This window comes from Streptomyces sp. NBC_00076, from assembly GCF_045041235.1.
Taxonomy (GTDB): domain Bacteria; phylum Actinomycetota; class Actinomycetes; order Streptomycetales; family Streptomycetaceae; genus Streptomyces.
This window is the reverse complement of the sequence record NZ_CP108242.1, coordinates 1,620,040-1,637,186: the sequence shown is the minus strand read 5'-3', so window position 1 is coordinate 1,637,186 and position 17,147 is coordinate 1,620,040. Positions and strand designations below refer to the sequence as shown.

The window sequence follows — 17,147 nt, the reverse complement described above, 5'->3', positions numbered from 1 at the left end:
GCGGCCCCGCCGCACGGCATTGTGGCCGGTGGGAAACTGGGGACATGCAGCAGCCGCACGAATCCCCAGACGCCGGACATGCTCCACGTGGGCAGGGAGGTACGACCCGCGTCCTCGTCGTGGACGACGACCCCACTGTCGCCGAGGTCGTCTCCGGCTATCTCGACCGCGCCGGGTACCAGGTGGACGTGGCCGGGGACGGTCACTCCGCGCTCGTGCGGGCCGCGGCGCACTGGCCGGACCTGGTGGTGCTCGACCTCATGCTGCCCGGCATGGACGGCCTGGAGGTGTGCCGCCGGATACGTGCCCGGGGGCCCGTGCCGGTCATCATGCTCACCGCCCGCGGCGACGAGGGCGACCGGATCCTGGGCCTGGAAGTGGGCGCCGACGACTACGTCACGAAGCCCTTCAGCCCTCGTGAGCTGGTCCTGCGGGTTGAGTCGGTACTGCGCCGGTCCCGGCCCGCCGTCGGGGCTCGCCCCGTGCACGCGGCAGGTGTCACCGTCGACCCGGCAGCCCGCCGCGCCACCAAGAACGGCGCCGAGCTCAGCCTCACACTCCGCGAGTTCGACCTCCTCGCCTTCCTCCTGCGCAACCACGGCCGGGCCTACAGCCGTGAAGAGCTGATGCGCGAGGTGTGGGGCTGGGACTTCGGCGACCTGTCCACCGTCACCGTCCACGTCCGCCGGCTGCGGGCCAAGGTGGAGGACGACCCGGCCCGGCCCCGGCTGATCCAGACGGTGTGGGGAGTGGGCTACCGCTTCGACGCCACGCCCTGCGAGGAGGCGGTCCGACCGTGAGCGACACCCTCCTCATCGCCCTCTTCGCCTTCCTCGGCGCTCTCGCGGCCGGACTGCTCGGGGCGGGTGTGCTGTGGCTGATCCGGCGACGCTCGCTGACCGCGTCCCTCGCCGTGGTCGCCGCCGTGGCCGTGACCGCCATGCTCGCGGGAACGCTGGCCGTGGCGCAGGCGATGTTCCTGTCCTCGCACGACCTGAGCGTCGTCACCACGGTCGTGGCGATGGCGGCCGTGGTCTCCCTGGTCACCGCGCTGCTGCTCGGCCGGTGGGTCGTCGCCCGCAGCCGGGCGCTCACCGCCGCCGCCCGTTCCTTCGGCGACGGTGGTCATTTCGCGGCTCCCGACGGCCCGGTGACCGCGGAACTGGCCGCACTCGGCCGCGAGTTGGCCACCACCAGTGCGAAGCTGGCCGAGTCCCGCGACCGCGAGCGCGCCCTGGAGACATCGAGACGCGAACTCGTCGCCTGGATCTCGCACGACTTGCGCACTCCCCTTGCCGGGCTGCGCGCCATGTCCGAGGCCCTGGAGGACGGCGTCGCCGCCGACCCCCACCGCTACCTTCGCCAGATGCGCACCGAGGTCGAACGCCTCAACGGCATGGTCGGGGACCTCTTCGAGCTCTCCCGCATCCACGCCGGTGCGCTCGCCCTCTCCCCCTCCCGCATGTCGGTGTACGACCTGGTGGGCGACGCCCTCGCGGGAGCGGACGCCCTCGCCCGCGAGTACGGAGTGTGGCTGGTCGGCGACCGCGTCGAGCCGCTGCCGGTCGAGGTGGACGGCAAGGAGATGAGCCGAGTGCTGGGCAATCTGCTGGTCAACGCGATCCGCCGGACACCCTCCGACGGTACCGTCGCGGTCACCGCCGAGCGCTTCTCCGACGGAGTCGTCCTGTCCGTCACCGACGGCTGCGGCGGCATCCCCGAGGAGGACCTGCCGCGGGTCTTCGACACCGGCTGGCGCGGTACCCATGCCCGTACTCCTCCCGCCGGTGCGGGCCTCGGCCTGGCCATCGTCCGGGGCATCGTGGAAGCGCACCGGGGCCAGGCCGCCGTGCGCAACGTCCCCGGCGGCTGCCGCTTCGAAGTGACGCTTCCCCTGGCCGAGGCGTGATCGGGGGCTCCTGAGCCAAGCGAATCCGCCGACGAACGGAAGGGCATCCGGGCTGAGATCCACGGCGGTCGGCCATCCGGATCGGTCAGCAACTGCACGTGCCCGCCATTCAGGCGGTGCGTGGCGGAGCAGTCGGCCCGGCCGTCGCCCAGGCGGTCGCACTCCGCGAGCGTCCCTGTCGGCCCGGAGTCCGGCCGGCCGCAGGCGACGTGAGCCGCGCCGGGAGCGGATCTGCGGGGGATACCGCGCATCAGTTGCTTCAGCCGTTTCCGGGTGCTTGGCGCCTCGGTTCCAGGGGTTCACGAGGGCACCACCATGACGGTCGTACGCTTCCTGCGCCGCTGCTTGGTCAGGGCTGTGGGGTGCTGCCCATCTCGGCGGTGAAGATCACGGGGTTGCTGTCGAATCCTCGGACCATCTCGCGGTACTCCCACGTTCCGGAGGCGTCCCTGGTGAACTCCGCGACCGTCGCGGCGGTGAATTCGGAGAGCTGTGCGAAGTCGTCCTTCAGTAGCTCCCTGTACCCCTCGACGACCAGAACTCCGGCGTTCGACAGGTCGCCGAAGGTTTTGGGGCCGCTGTTCTGGTGGATCGCCACACCCACCACCACCCGAGCGAAGGAGGAAGCGAGGCGATCGAGCTCCAGGGTCATCGCCTCGACGTAGCCGAGGCCCTGGCCGGTCTGGCTGTCCCGGCTCATGTTGATGGTGCCGTCCGGTGAGCGGCTGTCGAAGTGGACGACGTACACCGGCCGCCCGAAGGGGGCGTCCGCCGAGTAGGTGGCAGCGATGATGTCGAGATGATGGGGTGGCTGATCCCAGGGACTCGGGTCCCATTTGAGCCGTACCTCGGCCTTCCCGACTCCATGGCTGTCGCTGCTCACCGAATTGCTGCCTCTCTCATTTCAAGCCACCACGCGATGGCACCTACATGGGCAAGTATGGCTCTCGGCCATCCTGTTGAAGCCTCGCGCTCCCGCCCCCATGGCCGACGGCGCGACGGCGCGACGTAAGTATTTCGTCATCAGCTGCGGGGTGGAGGACGGCCGCCCGTGCCCGTTGAATGGGAGCGCAACAGGAAAATCTCAGGAGGCGAGCGGGGATGGGGCGCGTGCGGAAGGTATTGACGGGGCCGTGGGGCATCGCGGTTGTGGTGGTGGCGGTCGGCGCAGTCGGCTTCGGGCTGTACTGGTTTCAGCCCTGGAAGCTGTGGCAGGACGAGACCGTCCAAGAGGCCCTGCCCGGGGTCGCGGACATGTCCGCTCCTGCTGCGGCGCCCTCGGAAGAGACCCTCGCGCCGCCCTCCCCGGCCACCGGCCCGCAGGTGCTGGCCAGTGGTGAGCTGATCAGCCACGAGCATGCGACCTCGGGCGCGGTGAAGCTCGTACGGCTGGCTGACGGCTCCCATGTCGTCCGGCTGGAGAACCTCGACACCAGCAACGGTCCGGACTTGCGTGTCTGGCTGACCGACGCGCAGGTGAAGCAGGGGAAGGCTGGATGGCATGTTTTCGACGACGGGAAGTACGTCAGCCTCGGCAAGCTGAAGGGCAACAAGGGAAGTCAGAACTACGCCCTGCCCCGTGACGTGGATCCGTCGAACTACCGCAGCGTGAGCATCTGGTGCGACCGTTTCGACGTGTCGTTCGGCGCCGCCGAACTCGCCCGTGTCTGACGGCGGTGCGGCCATGTCGCACCACGTCGGCACTCAGCTCAGGGCATCGAGGGCGGCCAGGACGGCGGCGGGTTCGGCGCGCTTGGTGTAGTCGGCGTCGACGAAGGCCCAGCGGATCACGCCGTCGCGGTCGATGACGTAGGTGGCGGGCAGCGGGAGGGTGCGCGGGTGTCCTCCGTTGACGCGCTGGAGGTCGAAGCCGAGCTTGTCGTAGACGGTTGCGAGGTCGTCGGGGAGGTCGAAGGCGAGGCCGTACCGCTTGGCGGTGTCGGAGCCGACGTCGCTGAGGACGCTGAAGGCGAGCTGGTGCTTCTCGGCCAGGGAGAGGGACTCGTCGGGGACTTGCGGAGAGACCGCGACGAGGTGTGCGCCGCGTGCGGTGATCTCTTCGTGGTGCTGCTGGAGGGCGCGCAGGGCGATGTTGCAGTAGGGGCACCAGGCGCCCCGGTAGAAGGACAGGACGACGGGGCCGGTCTTGACCAGGTCGGCCAGGCTCACGGGGTTGCCGGCCGCGGACGGCAAGTGGAAGAGAGGGGCCTGTGCACCGACGGCCAGTGCGCGGTCGGCCTGACCGGAGTCGGCGAGTTCCTGGCCGGCGCGCTGCATGATCTGCCGGATGTCGGCGGGGATCTGCTGCTGGCGGGCTGTGTAGAAGGCGTGCAGCTCGGCGTTGAGGGTCATCGGAAGGTTCCTCCTGGGGCGCCGGTCATGTCGTCTTCCGCTATCTCGGAACGACCGTTTCAAGATAGCGGGCGGGGCGGTATCTTGGAACCCTCATTTCAAGATGCCGAGGACTGAGACATGCCGGACGTCAAACACTTCGATCCCGACACGGCCCTGGACGCCGTGATGCGGCTGTTCTGGCGCCAGGGCGTGGAAGCGACCGGGATCCAGGACGTCGTGACGGCCACCGGCCTGAACCGCTCCAGCCTCTACGCCACCTTCGGCGGCAAGCAGGAGCTGTACCGTGCCGCACTGCGCTGGTACATCGAGCAACGCTCCCGTCCCGCGTTCAGCCGCCTGGCCGGAGACGACCGCGGCCTGCCCGCCGTTCACGACTTCTTCGCCGAACTGATCGAGGCCCGCTGCTCAGGCGCGTACGCCCAATGGGGCTGCATGGTCTCCAACGCCCATGCCGGCGGCGAGAACAGTGACCCCGACATCCGGGCCGTCCTCGACCGGCACCACGGGGAGCTGCGGGAGGCGCTGCGCACGGCACTCGTCGCCGCCGAGGCCAAGGCTCAGCTCAAACCCGGCACCGACCCCGGGGCCGTGGCCGACCTGCTGGCCTTGCTCGCCTACGGAGTCAATCTACGTTCCCGTGCAGGCGCCGATGCCGGGGAGCTGACGAGGACGGTGACCGGGGCCCTCGACACGCTGGGGGCCGCGTAGCCGGGCCGTGCGGCATGCCGTGTCAGCGGGGTTGGAGCTCGAGGTGAGTGGACGCGGGCCATCGAGGGCGGGGGGACGGCTGTGGACGTCGTAGGCGCTGTCGGCGGCCGGCCGTGGCGGCGGGCGGTGTCAGACGTCTTTGGCCGGCCAGTCCAGAAGCCGGGCGCCGATCACGGCCGTCTGGAGCATGTAGCGGTGGGTCGGGTCGGCGGGGTTGGCGCCGGTGAGTTTGTGGATGCGTTCCAGGCGGTAGGTCAGGGCGCGCACGCTGAGGGTGAGGCGGCGGGCGGCCTCGGCGGCCACGCAGCCGGAGTCGAAATACGCGGTGAGGGTGTCCAATAAGGGCTGGGCGCCGCCGCGGGAGGTGGTGAGCGGTCCCAGAGTGTCGGCGACGAGGTCGGCCATGGCTTGGCGGTCGCGGGTGAGGACGGGGTAGACCAGCAGGTCGGCGGCGCGCAGGACGGGGTCGTCGAGGTCGAGGCGCTCGGCGAGTTCCAGGACGCCCAGAGCTTCCTCGTAGGACTGGACGACGCCTCCGGGGCCGGGTTGGGGTCGGCCGATGGCGACCCGGCCGCCGTCGGTGGCGGCGTGCGCCTGCTTGGCGAAGTAGGCGAGTACCTCGTCCTGGTGGCCGGGGGCGACGCACAGCAGGCGGCCGTCCTTGGTGGTGAGCAGGATGCTGCGGTCGCCGAAGCGGGAGATGAGCGCCCGTTCCACCTGCTGGGGCACCGGGTCGCCCTCGTCGTAGGTGGCGGGGCCCTGCGCGACGGCGACGGCGTGCGCGTGGGACAGGCGAAGGCCGAAGCGTTCGGCGCGCTCGGCGAGGCGGCCGAGGTCGCTGCGGCCGTAGAGGAGGTCGTCGATGAACTCGCGGCGGGCGGCCTCTTCTTGGCGTACGGCCAGGAGCTGGGCGCGTTCGTAGCCTTCGGCGAAGGCGTCGATGACCTGCTGCACGGCGGCAAGCGCGTCGTCGGCGGAGCCGGGTGAACCTGGCCAGGCCGTGCGGGCGCGGGTCAGATGCGCGCTGACGAGGGCGCGCAGCCCGTGGCCGGCCTCGGCGGCCTGCTCGCCCAGGACGCGGCGGGAGGCGATCTCGTCCCGGGTGAGGCGTCGCCCGGTGGCCGACACCTCGGTCAGGATCTCGGCGTAACCGTCCAGAAACTGCTCGGGAAGTTCCCGCTCGGTCACGTCGTCCCCCTGATTCTTGACGCGCTGGTGACGGTTTCTTAGCGGCCACCGGCATGCAGACCCTAATGAACACTGCCGGTTACCGGCAATGCGCGGTCGGGATCGGATCATGCAGCATGGCTCACGGGGAGCACGGCGGATGGTTTCGGTGCCGGACACCGGCAGGTACTCGGCACCGAGGCTCGGAACATCCGTGCGCCGTCGGAGACGACTGGTGCACACCGCGGGCGGAGAGGGGGATCAGGAGATGCAGACATTTCTCGCAGCGGCCACGGGCCTGCCCACCATCCTGCTGACCGCTGCGCTCGTCGTGGTCGTCTGCTTCTGGCTCCTGGCCGCCGTGGGCGTCGCCGGCGCCGGCAGTTTCGACACGGACGTGGACCTTCGGGCGCGGCGTATGGGCGGGGTGCCCGTGGCGGTCGCCTTCTCCGTGCTGACGGTGCTCGCCTGGTCCTTGAGTGTCGGCGCGACGGTTGTGGTTGCCGTGTTGGGGCCCCCCGGGCCTGTCACCGGGCTGCTGCGCATGGTGGTGCCCGTGGGAGCTCTGCTGGTCGCTTGGGCCACGACCTGCCTGATCGTGCGGTCGTTGCACCGACTATTCCCGGATGAACCCGCGCCGTCCGTGCTGAGCGAGGCTCGCACGGGCGGCGGCACCGGGCTACGAGGTGCCGGGAGCCGCGATCCCCATGGGGGCGCGTCCCGTGTCGCCGTGCACCAGCCGCGGGACCGCGCCGCCTGAGCCCCGACGTCGCCGGATCTCATCTCCGGCCTTCTTCTTCACGCTCAACTCCCTTACGCCTGAAGGACGTATGCCATGGTTGCCATGCTCGTGGGCATAGGCGTGCTCGTCGCCGTCTGCCTCGTTGTCGTACTTGTCGTCTCCCAGTTGTTCCGCAAGGTGGAGCAGGGTAAGGCGCTGATCGTCTCCAAGCTGCGGAAGGTCGATGTGACCTTCACCGGGCAGGTCGTTCTGCCGGTGCTGCACAAGGCCGAGGTGATGGACATCTCGGTGAAGGCCATCGAGATCACCCGGGCCGGCAAGGACGGGCTGATCTGCCAGGACAACATCCGTGCCGACATCCGGATCTCGTTCTTCGTGAAGGTCAACAAGACCGTCGAGGACGTCGTCAAGGTCGCCCAGGCGGTCGGCACCGCGCGGGCGAGCGACCAGAAGACGCTGCAGGAGCTGTTCCACGCGAAGTTCTCCGAGGCGCTGAAGACCGTCGGCAAGCAGCTGGACTTCACCGACCTGTACACCAAGCGCGAGGAGCTGCGGTACCGGATCATCGAGGTCATCGGCGTCGACCTCAACGGCTACCACCTGGAGGACGCGGCGATCGACTACCTGGAGCAGACGCCGCTGACGCAGCTCGACCCGGCCAACGTCCTCGACGCCCAGGGCATCCGGAAGATCACCGAGCTGACGGCCGTGGAGCACGTGCGCACCAACGAGGCCCAGCGCACCGAGGAGAAGGAGATCACCCGGCAGAACGTCGACGCGCGTGAAGCGATCCTGGAGCTGGAGCGCCGGCAGGCCGACGCCGAGATCAAGCAGAAGCGGGAGATCGACACCGTACGGGCCCGCGAAGAGGCCGAGACGGCGCGGGTCATGGAGGAGGAGCGGCTGCGTGCCCAGGGCGCGTTCCTCAAGACCGAGGAGCAGCTCGGAATACAGCGGGAGAACCAGGCCCGTGAGGTCGCCGTCGCGGCGAAGAACCGCGAGCGGGTCATCGCCGTCGAGAACGAGCGCATCGAGAAGGACCGGCAGCTCGAGGTCATCGCGCGGGAGCGGGAGACGCAGCTGACGCAGATCGCCGCCTCCAAGGAGGTCGAGGCGGAGAAGCGGGAGATCGCCGAGGTCATCCGCGAGCGGGTCGCCGTGGACCGTACGGTCGCCGAGCAGGAGGAGGCCATCAAGAAGCTGCGGGCCGTGGAGGAGGCCGAGCGCGGTCGGCAGACCGTGATCATCGCCGCCGAGGCCGAGGCACAGGAGAACCTGGTCAAGGACATCAAGGCCGCCGAGGCCGCCGAGCAGGCCGCCGTCCACCGCGCCGCCGAGGAACTCACCCTCGCCGAGGCCCGGTTGAAGAGCGCCGACCTCGACGCACAGGCCAAGCTGCGCCTCGCCGAGGGCATCCAGGCCGAGACCGCCGCCGAGGGCCTCGCGGCCGTCCAGGTCCGCGACAAGGAGGCCGAGGTCATCGAGAAGGCCGGCCGCGCGGAGGCGGAAGCGACCCAGGCCAGGCTGCGTGCCGAAGCCGACGGCGCGCGGGCCAAGGCGCTGGCCGAGGCAGAGGGCATCAGCGGGAAGCTGAAGGCCGAGGCCGCCGGTCTCACCGAGAAGGCGGCCGCGATGGCCGCCCTGGACGACGCCTCCCGCGGCCACGAGGAGTACCGGCTGCGCCTGGAGGCCGAGAAAGACATCCGCCTCGCAGGGCTGGACGTGCAGCGTCAGGTCGCCGAGGCACAGGCCACGGTGCTCGCCACCGGGCTGGAGAACGCCGACATCAGCATCGTCGGCGGGGACTCGGTCTTCTTCGACCGGCTGGTGTCCTCGATCGCGCTCGGCAAGGGCGTCGACGGCTTCGTCCAGCACTCCGAAACGGTCCAGGCACTCGCCAAGCCCTGGCTGGACGGCACCTCCAGCTTCACCGACGACCTCAGCCGCATCCTCGGCTCGGTCTCCACGGCCGACATGCAGAACCTGACCGTCTCCGCCCTGCTCATGAAGCTCATGAACAACGGCGGCGCGAACGCCGGACAGTTCCGGCAGCTCCTGGACAAGGCCGGCGAGCTGGGCCTCGCCGACACCTCGCTGACCGCTCTCAACGGCAGCGTAAGGGCCTGACCCTCGCCGGGGCCCGACCGGCATGCCAGGACCCGAGCTGCCGCCACGGCCCGACCCCCGGCCCGACCCCCGGCCCGTGGTCCGGAGCTGCCGCACAGGGGACGGCAGCTCCGGACCACGTTTCTCCGACACCCGAGAGGGACCCCATGACCACCGGGACCACCGGTCTGGAAGCCGGCACGTACGAGGTGCTGCGCGACCGGCTCACCGCGCAGGCCGCCGAGCTCGCCCGTCGCGCCGAGACGCTCAACGTCCGCCGGACCGAGGAGTTCGGCTCCACCCGGCTGGAGCTGACGAGCACCGAGCGGCTGCGCACCGAGCACAACTGCGTGCCCCGCGACATCGTCTCCGTCGGCGACACGCTGCTCTTCGGCCACAACGTTCTCCTCGGGTTCCTCGGGACCGAGCCGGAGACGACGGTGGGCGACGTCTTCGCGCTGTACGACCGCGACCTGAACCGCCTTCCCGAGGACGCCGTTCCGGGCCTGCTCGACGACCCCGCCTTCGTCCGGGAGTTCGCCGCCCTCTACCGCTACTACCGCCAGGCCCACCTCCTGCAACTACGCCGTATGGAAGGCAAGTTGCTGGCGGTCTTCCAGACCGGCGAGAAGGCCGGCGACATCCGCGTGCTGCGCTGGGCCCTCTCCGACGACGGCTCTGCGTCCTTCCTGGACGCGCGCGGCGAGCGCGACCACGTCTTCCCGCCTTCCCACGACTTCGCATGGACGCAGACGACCCGTGAGGACCACGTCCTCGGACGCCACCCACACGTCTCCATCGACGGCGAGGTCTTCGTCGAGACCGTCGGCGGCACCTTGACCGTCAAGGTCGAGGACAACACCGAGACAGGAGAGGGGATTTACGCCGAGCCGGTCGACGAGCCGCTGCAGTCCCTTGCCGACGCCGACATCGCGTACGCCCGCGTGGGCGCTCTCACCCTGGTGGACGTCCTCCCGTACAAGGAGGACGTCCACCGCTACCTGGTCTTCAACACGCTCACGATGAGCGTCGTCCGCCTCGATGGCATCGGCCGGGCGTGCCGTCGGCTGCCCGAGGACCAGGGCATCGTCTTCCCCGGCGGATACTGCCTGGCCACAGGCAGGTACAAGATGTTCGACGGGCTCGACACCGAGGGACTGGAGTTCGAGCGGATGGTCCGCTCGCCCAACGGCGAGGACGTTCTCTTCGCCTTCCACGCGCGCGTGGCAGGCCGCAGTCTGCTGTTGCCGTACAACATGATCCGCAAGGAGGTCGCCAGCCCGCTGTCCTGCCACGGCTGGGCCCTCTTCGACGACGGCACGCTGGTGGTCCTGCGAGCCGACAGCGACGAACCGCAGCGTGTCCACCCCGTCCAGCTCTGGAACTCCCCGTTCGTCTCCGACACCCATGCCGCCGCCCAGCCGGTAGGCGCCGGCTCGCTCGCCCGTGTCGGCAACGCCGACCTCGTGCGCGGCATCTCCGACTGCCTCTCCATCACGCGCGCCGTCACCGAGACCACCCCGACGAGCGAGGTGTACGAGGCACTGGCCGCCGCCTGCGTCCGAACCACCGACTCCCATCACTGGCTGGGCGAGCCCGAACTCGGCAATCTGCACGAGCCGCTCGCCCAGGTGCGGACCACCGCCGAGCAGGTGCTGGCCGAGTTCGAAACCGTCCAGGCCCTCACCCGCCAGGCCGCCGACGCGCTGGCCGAAGCCGCCGCACAGGTAGCAGCGGTCGTTCGACGCCTGCGCGGCGAGGCCCCGCGCAGCGCCGCAGCCTGGGTGACCGGCCTGACCGAACTGCGCCACGCCCAGGGCCACCTGCTCACCCTCAAGGACATGCGGTACGCGGACACCGCCCGCATCGACGAACTCGCCGCCGATGCCGAGGCCGACCTCGCCTCCTTCGGGCAGCGGGCCGTCGCCCACCTCGCGCGCGAGAACGCCTTCGCTTGCCATCAGGCCGAAGTCCAGCAGCTCGCTGCCGACGCGGAGGCGATCGCCACCGTCGCCGAGGCAGCGCCCGTCGCCGCCCGCCTCGACGACCTCGCCGACGGACTGGGCACGGTGACCGAGGTCGTCGTCGGCCTCGACATCGGCGACGCCACCGTCCGTACGGCCGTCCTGGAGCGGATCGCCGAGGTCCTCGGCGGCATCAACCGCGCCCGCGCCACCCTCGACGGCTGCCGCCGCGCGCTTCTCGACCGTGAGGGGCGCGCGGAGTTCGCGGCCGAGTTCGCGCTGCTCGGCCAGGCCGTCATCGGCGCGCTCGCGGCCGCCGACAGTCCCGAGGGGTGTGACGAGCAACTCGCCCGCGTGCTGGTGCGGGTGGAGAACCTGGAGGCGCGGTTCACGGAGTTTGCCGAGTTCGACGACTTCCTCGGCGAGCTGGCGGACAAGCGCGACGAGGTCCACGAGGCGTTCTCCTCCCGTAAGCAGACCCTCGCCGATGCCCGCGCCCGCCGCGCCGAGCGCCTGGCCGACTCGGCGAGGCGCGTCCTGCAGACGGTCGCCCGCCGCGCCGGCACGCTCGCCGACGCGGACGCGATCGCCACGTACTTCACCTCCGACCCGATGGCTGGCAAGGTCCGCCGCCTCGCCGACGAGCTACGCGAACTCGGCGACCAGGTCAGGGCGGAGGAACTGGACGGCCGCCTGAAGTCCGCCCGCCAGGACGCGTTGCGCGCCCTGCGCGACCGCACCGACCTGTACACCGACGACGGCCGCACCCTCCGACTGGGCAGCCATCACTTCGCCGTCAACACCCAGCCACTCGACCTCACCCTCGTCCCGCACGGTGACACCCTCGCCTTCGCGCTCACCGGCACCGACTACCGCTCGCCGGTCACGGATCCCGACTTCGCCGCCACCCGGCCGTACTGGGACCGCCCGCTGCCGTCCGAGTCGCCAGAGGTCTACCGCGCCGAGCACCTCGCCGCCCGGCTGCTGGACGACCACGGCCCGGCCGCGCTCGCGGAGACAGACCTGCCCGCCGTCGTCCGGCAGGCGGCGGAGGCGGCGTACGACGAGGGATACCAGCGCGGCGTCCACGACCACGACGCGGCCGCGATCCTCGCCGCACTTCTGAGCCTGCACGAGGGCGCCGGTCTGCTCCGCCACGAGCCCGCCGCACGCGCCACCGCCCAGCTCTTCTGGGCGCACGGCACGACGGCCGAGGAGCGCGAGAGCTGGACCCGGCGGGCGGTATCGCTGGCACGCGCCCGGGACACGTTCGGGCTCACGCCCGCCATCGACGGCCTGCGGGCCGAACTGGCTGAGGCGATCGGCACACGAGCGGCGTCCGCCTATCTCTTCGAGGAGCTGACGAGCGGGCCCGACGGCTTCGTCATCAGCGCCGGCACTCGCACGCTGCTCGACAAGTTCCGCCGTACGATGGGCACGTCGGCCTACGACGACGACCTCGCCGTCCTCACCGACCCGGCCGCACGCAGGCAGCTGGTGGAGGCGTGGCTGACGTCGTACACCACCGCGACCGGCACGGAGACCACCCCCGGCGACCTGGCCGAGGCGGTTGCCGCCGAGCTCTGCACGGACCTGCCCCGCTACGAGTCCGACGCGACACTGACCCAGAGCGTTGAGGGGCTGCTGGGCGCCCACCCGCGCATCAGCGGCCGTAGGCTCACGATCCGCGTGGACGAATTCCTGGCCCGCACAAGGGAGTTCCGCGCCCAAGAACTTCCTGCCCACCGCGACTTCCAGCGGCGCCGTGCGGCGTTGATGGCCGCCGAGCGCACCCGCCTCCGCATGGACGAGTACCGGCCGACGGTGATGTCCGCGTTCGTGCGCAGCAAGCTGATCGACGAGGTGTACCTGCCACTGGTCGGCGACAGCCTCGCCAAGCAGCTGGGCACCACGGGCGAGTCCAAGCGCACCGACACCGGCGGCCTCCTCCTGCTCATCTCCCCGCCCGGCTACGGCAAGACGACCCTCATGGAGTACGTCGCCGACCGCCTCGGCCTGATCCTGGTCAAGGTCAACGGACCCGCGCTCGGCCATGCGGTGACCTCCCTCGATCCGGCCGAGGCTCCGAACGCGACCGCCCGCCAGGAGGTCGAGAAGATCAACCTCGCACTGGAGACCGGCAACAACACGCTGCTCTACCTGGACGACATCCAGCACACCTCGCCCGAGCTGCTGCAGAAGTTCATCCCGCTGTGCGACGCAACCCGCCGCATCGAGGGCGTCCAGGACGGCGAGCCGCGCACCTACGACCTGCGCGGCAAACGCTTCGCCGTCTGCATGGCCGGCAACCCCTACACCGAGTCCGGCAGCCGCTTCCGCGTCCCCGACATGCTCGCCAACCGCGCCGACGTCTGGAACCTCGGCGACGTCCTGACCGGCAAGGAGGACGCGTTCGCGCTCAGCTTCATGGAGAACGCGCTGACGTCGAACCCGGTCCTAGCTCCGCTCGCCGGCCGAGAGCGCATGGATTTCGATCTGCTGATCCGCTTGGCCGAGGGCGACACGACAGCCCGCGCCGACCGGCTGACCCACCCGTACGCCCCGGCCGAGCTGGAGCGGATCCTGGCCGTGCTGCGGCACCTGCTGACGGCTCGCGAGACGGTCCTGGCGGTGAACGCCGCGTACATCGCCTCGGCGGCCCAGGCCGACGGGACCCGCACCGAGCCGCCCTTCCAACTCCAGGGCTCCTACCGCAACATGAACAAGATCGCCCAGCGCATCCAGCCGGTCATGAACGACACCGAGCTGTCAGCGTTGATCGACGACCACTACCGGGCCGAGGCCCAGACCCTCACCACGGGCGCCGAGGCCAACCTCCTGAAACTGGCGGAGCTGCGCGACACGCTCACCGGCGAACAGGCGTTGCGCTGGGCCGAGTTGAAAGCATCGTACGTCCGCACCCAGACCCTGGGCGGACCGGACGACGACCCCCTCACCCGCGCGGTGGCCACCCTCGGCCTGCTCGCCGACCGGATCGCGGCCGTCGAGTCGGCGATCAACCGCGCCGCCGACCCACGCCACCCGATCGCCAACCCCACCGCCCGACACGCGGCCCGCCCCGACCCGGGCCGTGGGGAGCACTGAGGTGCCGCGCACCCGTCCGGCACCGCTGCCCCGGGAGCTGCCCGACGTCGGCACGGTCCGCCGTCGGGCACGCATGGGCACGGGCCTGGTCGTGGCGCTGCTCGTGCTGCCCTTCGCCGTCGGTGGCATGGTCCGGTCGGGTGCGGCAGTGGGGCTCGTGACTGATCCCCTCGCCTTCCTGCTGATCGTCGAGCTGTGGGCGGAACGCGCGCCGACGCGCCGCTCGTCGGCCAGAATGACCGCGCGGACCCTGACAGGCATACGCTCCGTCGACCTGAGCCGCATCGCGCGTGTCCGACTGCAGACGACGTTCTCGTACGGCACCGTCCACCGGGCTCTCCTTGTCCGCGACGCACACAGGGTGCGGCTCGGCGTTACCTCCACAGCCCGGCGGCGCGTGCTGCGGCGGGCGCTCGAACGGCAGCCGGGGGCGTCATGGGACCCGGCCCCAGAGTGAACCGGGCAGCGCGTGCCTGGTGATCTGCTGTGTTCTTCGGGGAGCTGATACTGCTCGACCGGGAGCTCGTGGGACTCAACCCCTGCTGTGGCATCACCTCGAACGCGGTGCCCGCCGTGCCCTGGAGCAGGGCACGCCGCGGTGCGGCATGCCGGCGCTGGAGCGTTCGGGCAGAAGGATCGACGCCGAGGTGTGCCGGGAGATCCTGCGCGCTCGGCCTCGAGCGGTCGGCACACGCGCGAGTGTCACAGCGCGGTCACGTGCTGCTCAATGCTCCTGCCGCGCCCAGCAGTTCGTGCAGGAGGTGCGAGGCCGTGATCACGCCCAGCAAGCGGGTACTGCCTGACTCCCGGGCGCCCGGTCGGGCTTTGACCTTCTCGGCGACCGCCACGAGCGGGCTGCGCACCTGTGCCATCAGCGCGGCCACCTCCAGCGCGGTGTCGTCCGGGTCGGCGATCGGCAGCGGGGCTGCTTTGTTGGGCAGGCAGTCCCCGACGCGGCGGCCGGCCAGCGCCTGGCAAAGCCGGTCGGCGTGCTTCTCGTCGACGACGGCTGCGAGGGTCGGGTCCTCGATGACGTAGGCGGGCACCAGCATTTTGATCATCTGTGAGGCGGGAAGGATCGCCTTCGGCTCGCCCCGTTCGTCCACCACGAGCAGGGCAGGCAGTCTGTGCTCGGCCATCAGCCGGGCCGCGTCCATGGCGTCGCTGTCGACGCTCACCGTTTCGTATGCGACCGCCAGGTCACGAGCGCGCACGGCGGGCTCCTCTTCCTCTGGAAATGGTCCTGTGCTCAGCGTCGTACGGTTTCGGGGTGCGGGCCAGGTCATTGACGCGGAACATACGCAGCGGCCCTGTTCGAACACGCATCACTCCGCTCCGGTCACCCACCGTGGTCCAACCGGTTCCGGGAGGCGGAGGTCCTGGCATCCATTTCGCCGGGCTGCACCCGAGCTCACCATGGTGGCCCGCCGCTGCCGGGTGCCTCCTCGGCTGCCTGAGACCGCAGAGCCCGGCCGACGGCTGAGGAGTCGGCCGGGCCCTGGTGGGTCGTGGCGAGCACCACACGGTCATGGGGGCTCGGAAAGACTTGGCGAGTGTGTCATCACCGCACACGGTCACGTGCCCTTGCTGACGTGGGGCGCCCGCCTCGGCTGGGGAAATTGGACCATGCAGTCCGTCACCTCCGGATCATGCCAGTGCGAAGTAGCGCAGCCACACGTACCCGGCCGACAGCGCTACGGTGACGACGGTGACGACCAGGCCGTACTTGGTGAACTGCCAGAAAGAGATGGGCTGCCGGTTGCGTTCGGCGATGCCCAGGACGACCACGTTGGCACTCGCGCCGATCGCGGTGGCGTTGCCGCCGAGGTCCGCGCCGATGGCCAGGGCCCACCACATGACGTGGTCGCCCGAATCGCCCATCGACTGCACGAGGTCGCTGGTGATCGGTGCCATCGTCGCGACGTAGGGGATGTTGTCCACGATGCCGGACAGCACGGCCGACGCGCTCAGCAGCAGCATGGAGCCGCCGAGTTCGTTGTCGCCGATGGCGTCGGCGAGGGACTTGGAGACCTCGCCGACGACGCCGGTCTCGATCAGACCGCCGATCATGATGAACAGCCCGGCGAAGAACGCGAGGGTGGGCCACTCGACCTCGCCGAGGACCTCGCCGGTCTCCACGGCGGACACCGCGATCAGCAGGCCGGCGCCCAGCAGTGCGACGACACTGGGCTCGTAGTGCAGCACCGGATGGAGCACGAAGCCGACGACGACCAGGGCGAGCACCACGAGCCCCTGGACGAGCATCCGGGGGTCTTTGATGGCCTCGCGCTCCTCCAGCGCCATGACCTCCTCGGCGCGTGCCTCGTCGTAGACGAAGGACTTGCGGAACAGGAAGCGGCACAGAGCGACGAGCACGACGACCAGGATCGCGGCCAGCGGGGCGAGGTGGACCAGGAAGTCGTTGAAGGTCAGGCCGGCCCGGCTGGCGATGATGATGTTGGGTGGGTCGCCGACCAGGGTCGCGATGCCGCCGATGTTGGATGCGAACACCTCGGCGATCAGGAAGGGGGCGGCGGGCAGCCCGAGGCGCTCGCAGACCAGCAGGGTGACCGGGGCGATGAGCAGGACCGTGGTGACGTTGTCGAGCAGGGCCGAGGCCATGGCTGTGATCACGATGAGCATGACCATCACGCGGAAGGGTCTGGCCCGTGCCCTTTTCACCGACCAGATGGCCAGGTACTCGAACATGCCGGTCTTCTTGAGCACGCCGACGATCATCATCATGCCCATGAGCAGGAAGATGACGTTCCAGTCGACGCCGCTGTGCTCGGAGAAGAAGGCCGACTTGTCGTCGGTCGCGCCGATTGCCAGCATCAGCGCGGCACCGCCGAGGGCTGCCCCCACGCGGTGGATCTTCTCGCTGATGATCAGGCCGTAGGTTGCGACGAAGACAACGATCGCCGCCCAGCTCTGCCAGCCGTTCACGATCCTCCGATGAGTCGTTCCGGCAGGCGGGCGGCCGTCTCGGCGCCTGCCGGCCAGGTTCGGTCGCTGTCATTTTCGACGACGGTTACCAGTGGGGTGTGCGTGCGGGCCATGAGAGCCGCGATATGCATGATGCCGACGTCCG

General features: G+C 70.2%; 13 protein-coding genes and 1 pseudogene. 8 read left to right on the top strand and 6 right to left on the bottom strand.

What is annotated here, in order from left to right; all coding sequences use genetic code 11:
• Positions 1–44: 44 nt before the first annotated feature.
• Together OHA64_RS07480 and OHA64_RS07475 are read left to right on the top strand one after the other, a co-directional pair.
• Positions 45–800, top strand: coding sequence for a response regulator transcription factor (locus OHA64_RS07480; RefSeq protein ID WP_405609761.1), 756 nt, complete (start codon positions 45–47; stop codon positions 798–800).
• Positions 797–1,909 carry a sensor histidine kinase gene (locus OHA64_RS07475; protein WP_405609758.1) on the top strand — a complete coding sequence of 371 codons (1,113 nt, stop codon included), beginning with the start codon at positions 797–799 and terminating at the stop codon, positions 1,907–1,909. The genes OHA64_RS07480 and OHA64_RS07475 overlap by 4 nt, the downstream gene beginning before the upstream one ends.
• Positions 1,910–1,941: 32 nt before the next feature.
• Here the strand turns inward: OHA64_RS07475 and OHA64_RS07470 are convergent.
• Both OHA64_RS07470 and OHA64_RS07465 read right to left on the bottom strand, forming a co-directional pair.
• Positions 1,942–2,085: pseudogene (locus OHA64_RS07470) on the bottom strand (IS5/IS1182 family transposase); the annotation flags it as partial.
• Between the two features lie 173 nt (positions 2,086–2,258).
• Positions 2,259–2,792 carry a TerD family protein gene (locus OHA64_RS07465; protein WP_405609755.1) on the bottom strand — a complete coding sequence of 178 codons (534 nt, stop codon included), beginning with the start codon at positions 2,790–2,792 and terminating at the stop codon, positions 2,259–2,261.
• 218 nt (positions 2,793–3,010) lie between these two features.
• Between OHA64_RS07465 and OHA64_RS07460 the strand changes: the two genes are divergently transcribed.
• Positions 3,011–3,580 (top strand): DM13 domain-containing protein, encoded by a 570-nt coding sequence (locus tag OHA64_RS07460; RefSeq protein ID WP_405609752.1) that lies wholly within the window; start codon positions 3,011–3,013, stop codon positions 3,578–3,580.
• A 33-nt stretch (positions 3,581–3,613) separates the two neighbouring features.
• Here the strand turns inward: OHA64_RS07460 and OHA64_RS07455 are convergent, their stop codons facing one another.
• Positions 3,614–4,261 (bottom strand): peroxiredoxin-like family protein, encoded by a 648-nt coding sequence (locus tag OHA64_RS07455; RefSeq protein WP_405609749.1) that lies wholly within the window; start codon positions 4,259–4,261, stop codon positions 3,614–3,616.
• 120 nt (positions 4,262–4,381) lie between these two features.
• Here OHA64_RS07455 and OHA64_RS07450 point away from each other — a divergent pair, with 120 nt between their 5' ends.
• Positions 4,382–4,972, top strand: a complete 591-nt coding sequence (locus OHA64_RS07450; RefSeq protein ID WP_405609746.1) for a TetR/AcrR family transcriptional regulator — start codon at positions 4,382–4,384, stop codon at positions 4,970–4,972.
• A gap of 129 nt (positions 4,973–5,101) precedes the next feature.
• Here the strand turns inward: OHA64_RS07450 and OHA64_RS07445 are convergent, their stop codons facing one another.
• A complete protein-coding gene (locus OHA64_RS07445) occupies positions 5,102–6,160 on the bottom strand; it encodes a PucR family transcriptional regulator (protein WP_405609744.1) in 1,059 nt (352 codons plus the stop codon).
• A 247-nt stretch (positions 6,161–6,407) separates the two neighbouring features.
• Between OHA64_RS07445 and OHA64_RS07440 the strand changes: the two genes are divergently transcribed.
• The 4 genes from OHA64_RS07440 (at position 6,408) to OHA64_RS07425 (ending at position 14,513) form a co-directional block, all read left to right on the top strand.
• Entirely contained in the window at positions 6,408–6,899 is a 492-nt protein-coding gene (locus tag OHA64_RS07440; protein WP_405609741.1) for a hypothetical protein, read from the top strand.
• A 75-nt stretch (positions 6,900–6,974) separates the two neighbouring features.
• Positions 6,975–9,008, top strand: a complete 2,034-nt coding sequence (locus OHA64_RS07435; protein ID WP_405609738.1) for a flotillin family protein — start codon at positions 6,975–6,977, stop codon at positions 9,006–9,008.
• Positions 9,009–9,154: 146 nt separating this feature from the next.
• Positions 9,155–14,056 (top strand): DNA repair ATPase, encoded by a 4,902-nt coding sequence (locus OHA64_RS07430; protein ID WP_405609735.1) that lies wholly within the window; start codon positions 9,155–9,157, stop codon positions 14,054–14,056.
• 1 nt (position 14,057) lies between these two features.
• On the top strand, positions 14,058–14,513 hold the full coding sequence (locus OHA64_RS07425) for a hypothetical protein (protein ID WP_405609732.1): 456 nt from the start codon (positions 14,058–14,060) through the stop codon (positions 14,511–14,513).
• A gap of 256 nt (positions 14,514–14,769) precedes the next feature.
• Here the strand turns inward: OHA64_RS07425 and OHA64_RS07420 are convergent, their stop codons facing one another.
• Together OHA64_RS07420 and OHA64_RS07415 are read right to left on the bottom strand one after the other, a co-directional pair.
• A complete protein-coding gene (locus OHA64_RS07420; protein WP_405609729.1) occupies positions 14,770–15,270 on the bottom strand; it encodes a CBS domain-containing protein in 501 nt (166 codons plus the stop codon).
• A gap of 433 nt (positions 15,271–15,703) precedes the next feature.
• The gene (locus OHA64_RS07415; protein ID WP_405609726.1) at positions 15,704–17,002 is read right to left on the bottom strand and encodes an SLC13 family permease; all 1,299 of its coding nucleotides are present in this window, start codon (positions 17,000–17,002) and stop codon (positions 15,704–15,706) included.
• Positions 17,003–17,147 lie beyond the last annotated feature (145 nt).